This window comes from Methylocystis sp. (assembly GCF_021731785.1).
Taxonomy (GTDB): Bacteria; Pseudomonadota; Alphaproteobacteria; order Rhizobiales; family Beijerinckiaceae; genus Methylocystis.
In genome coordinates, this window is the sequence record NZ_JAKFWS010000184.1 from 1 (window position 1) to 7,296 (window position 7,296).

General features: G+C 66.1%; 7 protein-coding genes and 1 other RNA gene. 4 read left to right on the forward strand and 4 right to left on the reverse strand.

The annotated features are described in order from the left end of the window. The 4 genes from QZ964_RS20950 to QZ964_RS20965 all read left to right on the forward strand — a co-directional run. On the forward strand, positions 1–677 hold a 677-nt coding region (locus QZ964_RS20950; RefSeq protein WP_292534228.1), incomplete at its 5' end, for an APC family permease. Positions 678–812: 135 nt separating this feature from the next. Next, positions 813–2,255 carry a deoxyribodipyrimidine photo-lyase gene (locus QZ964_RS20955; protein WP_292534230.1) on the forward strand — a complete coding sequence of 481 codons (1,443 nt, stop codon included), beginning with the start codon at positions 813–815 and terminating at the stop codon, positions 2,253–2,255. Between the two features lie 40 nt (positions 2,256–2,295). Then, a complete protein-coding gene (gene cobT / locus QZ964_RS20960) occupies positions 2,296–3,318 on the forward strand; it encodes a nicotinate-nucleotide--dimethylbenzimidazole phosphoribosyltransferase (RefSeq protein WP_292534231.1) in 1,023 nt (340 codons plus the stop codon). 101 nt (positions 3,319–3,419) lie between these two features. Beyond that, complete coding sequence (locus QZ964_RS20965) at positions 3,420–4,370, forward strand: LysM peptidoglycan-binding domain-containing protein (RefSeq protein ID WP_292534234.1); 951 nt, start codon at positions 3,420–3,422, stop codon at positions 4,368–4,370. 24 nt (positions 4,371–4,394) lie between these two features. Here the strand turns inward: QZ964_RS20965 and QZ964_RS20970 are convergent, their stop codons facing one another. The 4 genes from QZ964_RS20970 to mnmA form a co-directional block, all read right to left on the reverse strand. Further along, complete coding sequence (locus QZ964_RS20970; RefSeq protein ID WP_292534236.1) at positions 4,395–5,027, reverse strand: 5-formyltetrahydrofolate cyclo-ligase; 633 nt, start codon at positions 5,025–5,027, stop codon at positions 4,395–4,397. 26 nt (positions 5,028–5,053) lie between these two features. Further along, positions 5,054–5,208, reverse strand: a non-coding RNA gene (gene ssrS, locus QZ964_RS20975) — 6S RNA. Between the two features lie 55 nt (positions 5,209–5,263). Then, a complete protein-coding gene (locus QZ964_RS20980) occupies positions 5,264–5,986 on the reverse strand; it encodes a class I SAM-dependent methyltransferase (protein ID WP_292534238.1) in 723 nt (240 codons plus the stop codon). Then, complete coding sequence (gene mnmA / locus QZ964_RS20985; RefSeq protein ID WP_292534239.1) at positions 5,983–7,215, reverse strand: tRNA 2-thiouridine(34) synthase MnmA; 1,233 nt, start codon at positions 7,213–7,215, stop codon at positions 5,983–5,985. Before mnmA ends, QZ964_RS20980 begins: the two co-directional genes overlap by 4 nt. Positions 7,216–7,296: the final 81 nt, after the last annotated feature.

Consider the following 7,296-nt stretch of genomic DNA (forward strand, 5'->3'; position numbering starts at 1 on the left):
CGGTCTCGACCGCGGCGCAAGAGGCCCATAATCCGCAGCGGGACGTGCCGATCGGCATCATCGGCTCGCTCATCATCTGCACGATCCTTTACGTCGCCGTCGCGGCGGTCGCGACCGGCGTCGTCAATTACAAAGAGCTCGGCGTCCCCGATCCCATGGCGCTGGTGATGGATCGCACCGGCGTGTCGTGGCTCGCCTGGGCGGTGAAACTCGGCGCGCTTGCCGGACTGACGACGGCGATTCTGGTGCTGCTCTATGGTCAGACGCGAATCTTCTTTGCGATGGCGCATGATGGCCTGCTGCCGCCGATCTTCGCAAGGCTTCACCCGGAATGGCGCACTCCTGCCGTGAGCCAGATTCTGGTCGGGGTGGTCGTTGCGCTCGCGGCGGGTCTGTTGCCGCTCGATATACTTGGCGAGATGGTGAGCATCGGCACGCTGGCGGCTTTCGCGCTTGTCTGCTTGGCGGTGATCAAGCTGCGCAAAATGCATCCGGAAATCAGGCGTCCGTTCCGTGCGCCCGGCATCCCTTGGCTGCCGATCGCGGGAATTTTGTCCTGTTTCGCGCTGATGGCCGCGCTTCCGCTCGACACATGGCTGCGCCTGCTAATCTGGACGGCAATTGGGATTGGGATTTATTTCCTCTATGGGCTCAAGCACGCCAAACGCCTCCACTGACGGTCGGCGCGCCGGAAGCGAGGTCCAAACCGCGATCATGGAACCCTGGGCTCCCAGAGCGGTTACGACTTAAGTCAACGATCGTTCGTCGAGGCGGCACGAGCGGCGTAGCCCTTCGAACGAGGTAACTTCAGTATGAATGCGCCGGCGATCGTCTGGTTTCGCAATGATTTGCGCATCGCGGACAATCCGGCCCTCACTGCGGCGGCGCGAACCGGAGCCCCGTTGGTTGCGCTCTATATTTTGGACGACGCGAGCCCCGGCCAATGGCGCCCCGGCGCGGCGGCGCGCTGGTGGTTGCACCACTCTCTCGCGGCGCTGTCTCCGCGACTCGCCGCGCGGGGCGTGCAGCTCACGCTGCGTCGCGGGCGCGCTCAATATGTTTTTGAGCAGATCATCGCCGAAACGGGCGCCAGCGCCGTCTTCTGGAATAGGCTGTACGAACCCTGGGCGATCAGGCGGGACGAGGAAATCATTGCGCAAATGCGCGATGATGGCGTCGAATGCCATTGTTTTCACGAGTCCTTGCTTTTCGAGCCGGAGGCGCTTCGCACCAAGCAGGGCGAGAGCTTCCGGGCGTTCACACCCTTCTGGCGGGCGTGTCTCGCCGCGCCGCCGCCGGAACTGCCGCTGCCAGCGCCCGAAGCGCTGCGCGCGGCGCCAATTCCGCCCGACAGCGACGACCTCGACGCTTGGCGGTTGTTGCCGCAGAACCCAGACTGGGCGGGCGGCATGCGCCAGGCCTGGCTTGTCGGGGAGACGGCGGCCCGCGCCGAGTTGGCGGATTTCGCGCGCCACCACGTCGTCGACTACAAGGCCGAACGCGACTTCATGGGACGAGTCGGCGTTTCGCGGCTCTCCCCGCATTTGCACTTCGGCGAGTTGTCGCCGCGCGACGTCTGGCGCGCCATCAACGAGCCCGCCAGCATCGGCGGCGAAGCCTATTTGCGTGAACTCGGCTGGCGGGAGTTCTGCCATCACTTGCTCATCGCCCATTGGGACTTGCCCGAACGTCCGCTCGACAGAAGCTTCGAGAGCTTTCCCTATCGCGACGACGCGCTGGCGCTCGACGCCTGGCGAAACGGCCAGACCGGCTATCCGCTCGTTGACGCGGCGATGCGCGAATTGTGGATCACCGGCTGGATGCATAATCGCGCGCGGATGGTTTCGGCGAGCTTTTTGATCAAGCACCTTCTCATCGACTGGCGGGAGGGCGAGCGCTGGTTTTGGGACACGCTGGTCGACGCGGATCTCGCCAACAACAGCGCCAACTGGCAATGGGTCGCGGGCTGCGGCGCCGACGCCGCCCCCTATTTCCGGATTTTCAATCCCGCGCTGCAGGGCGAGAAATTCGATCCGGATGGCGCTTATGTGCGCCGTTACGTGCCGGAGCTCGCGCGGCTCGACGCCCGCTACATCCATCGCCCATGGGCGGCGCCCGAGGAGGTCTTGTGCGCCGCGGGCATTGGGCTCGGCGACACTTATCCCCATCCGATCGTCGATCATGCCGAGGCGCGCGAGCGCGCGCTCGCGGCTTTCGATTCGATGCGGAGCCAGGCGTCGTTGCGGCGGGCGTAAGCGCTCGCCAATTGCGCCGTGACCCGGTAAAGCCGGCGGCATGGTTCAACCCATCCGTCCCTTTGAAGAAATCCGAATATTGCTGGCGGCGCTGCCTGGCCCCAATCAGGAGGCTGCGGCGGCGGCGCGGGCGCGCGACCGCCTGCTCACCAAACCGCCTGGCGCTCTTGGCCGTCTCGAAGAGATCGTCGAATGGCTAGCCGCCTGGCAGGGCAGGGCGGCGCCCGCGATCGAGCGGCCGCTGGTCGCGGTTTTCGCCGCCAATCATGGCGTCGTCGCGCAGGGCGTTTCGGCCTTTCCCGCGAGCGTCACCCAGCAGATGGTGGCGAATTTTCTCGCCGGCGGCGCGGCGATCAATCAAATCTGCAAATCGCATGGAATTGGCCTCAAAGTCTATGAACTGGCGCTGGAGCGGCCGACGGCGGACTTTACTCAGGCGCCGGCGATGGACGAGCGCGAGGCGGCGGCGACCTTCGCCTATGGGATGGAGGCGGTCGAGGGCGACATCGACCTGCTGGCGCCGGGCGAGATGGGCATCGGCAACACGACGAGCGCGGCCGCGATCTATGCGGCGCTTTACGGGGGACCGGCGTCTCGCTGGACCGGCCGCGGCACGGGCCTCGACGATGACGGCCTCGCGCGCAAGAACGCCGCGATCGACGCCGCGCTAGCGCTGCATGGTCCGTATCTCGCTGATCCTTTGGAGATTCTGCGCCGGCTCGGTGGGCGTGAGATAGCGGCGATGATGGGCGCGATCGCGGCGGCGAGGCTCAACCGTATCCCCGTCGTGCTTGACGGCTATGTCGCCTGCGCCGCAGCCGCGCTCCTTCATGCGATCGCGCCTGACACGATCGCCAATTGCCTGGCCGGCCATGTCTCGGCGGAGGGCGCTCATGGCGAGGTTCTGGCGCGGCTCGGCAAGCGCCCGCTGCTCGACCTCGACATGCGGCTCGGCGAAGGCTCCGGCGCGGCGCTGGCCATTGGGGTGGTTCAAGCCGCGCTGGCGTGCCATCGCGACATGGCGACGTTCGAGAGCGCCGGCGTGTCGGAGAAATCGAAATAATCGGCCGTGGGTCGGCGCTGCTCTCAAAAAACTGTCATATCCGCAGCGCATTGAAGGCGAAGCCGAATGCCGGCCGCTGAACCGCTAAGGAGCGCGGTCTGATGATCTCACTTCCCTCCTCGTATCTCGCCCCGATTTTGATCGCGGCGCTCGTGGCGGCGCTTCTCTTTCATCTCAGCCGGATGCTGGGCCGCCAGCGATGGGTTCATGCCGCCTACGCCGCCGCCGCCGTCGGGCTGATCTATCTGTTGGGCGCCGGCGCCTTTGGCTGGGCGTTCGATGCCCAGGACGCGCTGTTCTGGCTCTATGCTGCGCTCTTTGTCGTGACCGGCGCGATCGCCGCGCGGCGACGCGCGACGCTCGGCGCAATCGGCTTGCCATGGCTCTCCGCGCTCATTCAACTCGGCGTGGTCGCTTATATGTTTGCGCCGGAACCGTTCCGAAAACCGCCGGTGACGGCGGCGCTGTTCCTGTATTTCCTGTTCGAGGCAGTGGTTTGGTTGCGGGGACGAGAGGAAGAGCCGGCGACGCCAGGCGACGGCGACGATCGGAAACGGCCGCCGCTCTTCCCGCCGCCGCGGCGTCGCGGCGTCGCGGAAGCTTCCCTCGCTGTCGCGGCTATTTCGATCGCCTACCTGCTCTTCGTCGGGCCCCGCGCGGCGAATGTGGGTCCCGACTCTGCGACGGCGCAGCAGCAGGACCCGCTGATCGAAGAGGCCGCTGCAACCGCAGAGACGCCGGCTTCCGAGGAGGCGCCCGCGGCGCCCGCCGCTCCGGGTCAGTCGGCGAGTTCGGGAAGCGCAGCGGGCGAGCAGACGGAAGCGGCGCCGCAAGTCGCAACCCGCGAGCCGTCGCCGGCTCCAGCCTCCGCCGTGGCGAAAGATCCCGGCGTTTATACGGCCCGGGCGGGGGACACGTTCAAGTCCATCGCCAGGCGCCTTTACGGGACGGCGGACAAATGGCGCGTGCTCGCCGACGCCAATCCCGACCTGAAAGCGAAGAAATTCCGCGCCGGCCAACTCATCAAACTGCCGTCGGCGACGACTCGATGAACATTCTGGACGGGCGCCGCGCGCTTAGGGCGCCGCGTCCGAACGGGTTTTCACGCCCGCTGCTTCAAATGCGGAGAATCGTATCGTTTCCTGCTCGGTCATGATGCAATCGAGTCGCTGGTCGTGGGGCTCGACCGGCACGTGATCTGATTCCTGGCAGGCATAGGCCACCCCGATGGCGATGACGGGTTTTATGGCGCGCAGCGCCAAGAGCGTCGCGTCATAAATGCCGCCGCCGTAGCCGAGCCGAAAGCCGCGCCGGTCGAAGGCGGCGAGCGGCGAAAAGACGATGTCGGGGTCATAGGCGGGCTTGTCTTCAGCAGGCTCCGACAGGCCGAAGGGTCCTTTGACCAGGTCATCGCCCGGCGCGAAGGCGCGGAAGACCAGCGGATGACGCACCTTGTGCATCACCGGCAACGTGACGCGGCAGCCTTGCGCGGCGAGCGCTTCGATGAGCGGGCGCGTATTGAGTTCGCTGCGGATCGGCCAATAGACCGAGACGATCGGCGCGTCGAGCGCGGCGTCGCGCGCGATGCGCTCGATGAGCGCAAGCCCTCGCGCGGCGATCGAGGCGGCGGCATCATGCGCTTCGCGCGGCGTAACGAGATCGCGCCGCGCCAGCGAACGGCGGCGCAGCTCGGCTTTCGGATCGCTCATGCGAGAGCAATAGCAGGGGAGAAAGGTGCGGGCCACAAGAGCCGTGGGACATCGATCCCGGGAACCTACAACGTAGGTGGGCGCCGTGTGACCAAGCCCACGAGCGAGGCCAGGGACAGCTCCCATAAGGATCGATAAGGCCCCGGGGAATAATAGTCCTACACGCACCCCGCAGCGCCGCCCGAGGAATGTAACGTCCCGAGGGGCGCAACGCCAGTGTCGTCAGCAGGTTTCATTCATGCGAGCGCCAAGTCCAGCCGCGATGAATCGTCGATTCCTGTCCGATCCACGGAAACTCGCTGAATCCGCGTCAGCGTAAACAGGCCGAAGGGCGCGAGTGGGCGGCGCTCGACGAGCTTCATCTGCGGGTTCCGGTCGATCCAATCTCCGATGATCGACCAAGGGAATTGCGGGCGCCAGCCGAGCTTGGGCGCCATATGGCGGTCGAGCCAGGCTTCAAACAGCGCGACTGCGTCGTCCTTGCCGCTTACGTGATTGACGAGCACGATCTCGCCGCCCGGCCGCAGCACGCGCGCCAGTTCGTCGAGCATCGCCGCAGGCTCTGGAACCACTGTCAGCACATATGGCGCGACGACGCAGGCGAAGCTCGCGTCGTCGAAGGCCATCTGCGTCGCGTCCATTTTGACGAGGCCGGCGACATGACCGAGCCGCTCGCGGCGGACGCGCTGTGCTGCCCGGCGCAGCATTGGTTCCGAGAGATCGACGCCGACGACCTGCGTATCCCGAGAGAACAGCGGCAATTCGAGGCCGGTTCCGACGCCGACGTCAAGAATGGCTCCGCGCGCGCCTGACGCCGCCGCCGCGGCGGCGCGGCGGCCGGGCTTCAGCAGAACGTCGAAGGTCAAATCGTAAATCGGCGCCCAGCGCGCATAGGCCGCCTCGACATTGCCGTTGTCCAACGTTTCGACGTCGCGGAAATAGTTTCTTGCTTCGCTCATCGAGGCGCCCTTCGCCGTTCTGCGGCGCGTAGCGGCGGCGCCTTCGATCCCATTGTCATTGCGGCCGGCTCGACCGCGGCGATAAATCCGCCGCCGAGCACGCGCGCCTCATCTTCGTCCGCGCCGTAGAAGACGCAAGCCTGACCCGGCGAAACGCCGAATTCGCTCGAAGCGAACACCACCGACGCGACTCCATTTTCGCCGGCGATCAGCCGCGCGGGCGCCGGCGGCCGCGTCGAGCGCACCCTCGCCATAATGTCCAATCCCTCGGGCGGCAAGGATGCGAGCGTCCCTTCGCCGATCCAGTTCACGTCGCGCAATTCTGCAGCGCGCGTCTCCAGCGCCTCGCGCGGGCCGACGACCACCTGCGCTTTCGCCGCGTCGAGACGCAGGACATAAAGAGGCTCAACGTCGCGACCGGCGACCTTCGCGCCAAGGCCGAGCCCGCGTCGCTGCCCGATCGTGTAATGGATCACGCCGGCGTGGCGCCCAAGCGTGCGACCGTCAAGATGAACGATCTCGCCCGGCACGACGGACGCTGGCGCAAGCTTTTCGACGACGTCGGCATAGCGGCCGGTCGGCACGAAGCAGATGTCCTGGCTGTCCGGCTTATCGGCGACCTCGAGCCCGATGCGACGGGCCATCTCGCGAACTTCGGCCTTGGTGTAGTCGCCGAGCGGAAAGCGCAGCATCCGCAACTGTTCGCGCGTTGTCGCGAACAGGAAATAGCTCTGGTCGCGCGAGGCGTCCTTGGCGCGATAAAGCGCGCGCCCCCCTTGGCCGTCGTCGCGAGCGGAAATGTAATGGCCGGTTGCGAGCGCATGCGCGCCAAGGTCCTTGGCGGTCTCCATGAGATCGGCGAATTTGATGAACTGGTTGCAGGCGATGCAGGGCACCGGAGTTTCGCCCTTGGCGTAGCTCGCGGCGAATTCATCGATCACCTTCTCGCGAAACTTGCTTTCATAGTCGAGGACGAAATGCGGAATCCCGATCTGCGCCGCGACGCTTCGGGCGTCGTGGATGTCGCGACCGGCGCAGCAGGCGCCCTTGCGATGGGTGGCCTCGCCGTGGTCATAGAGCTGCATCGTCACGCCGACGACGTCATAGCCCTGCTCCTTCAGCAGGGCCGCGACGACGCTTGAATCGACGCCGCCGGACATGGCGACGACGATTCGCGTCTCGTGCGGCGAGGACGGCTGCGGCGCATGATCCGATACGCTATTCGTCATTAACGGAAGCGACGCCTGTCTACTACGCAGTTGGGCGAGATGGGTGAAGGCGCAAACCAAACGCCCGGCCCGCCGCGCATC

Bases quoted from the DNA above. Each gene is read 5' to 3' on its own strand.
- QZ964_RS20955 (WP_292534230.1), top strand. From the start codon at position 813: ATGAATGCGCCGGCGATCGTCTGGTTTCGCAATGATTTGCGCATCGCG.
- QZ964_RS20965 (WP_292534234.1), top strand. From the start codon at position 3,420: ATGATCTCACTTCCCTCCTCGTATCTCGCCCCGATTTTGATCGCGGCG.
- QZ964_RS20980 (WP_292534238.1), bottom strand. From the start codon at position 5,986: ATGAGCGAAGCAAGAAACTATTTCCGCGACGTCGAAACGTTGGACAAC.
- QZ964_RS20970 (WP_292534236.1), bottom strand. From the start codon at position 5,027: ATGAGCGATCCGAAAGCCGAGCTGCGCCGCCGTTCGCTGGCGCGGCGC.
- cobT (WP_292534231.1), top strand. From the start codon at position 2,296: ATGGTTCAACCCATCCGTCCCTTTGAAGAAATCCGAATATTGCTGGCG.
- mnmA (WP_292534239.1), bottom strand. From the start codon at position 7,215: ATGACGAATAGCGTATCGGATCATGCGCCGCAGCCGTCCTCGCCGCAC.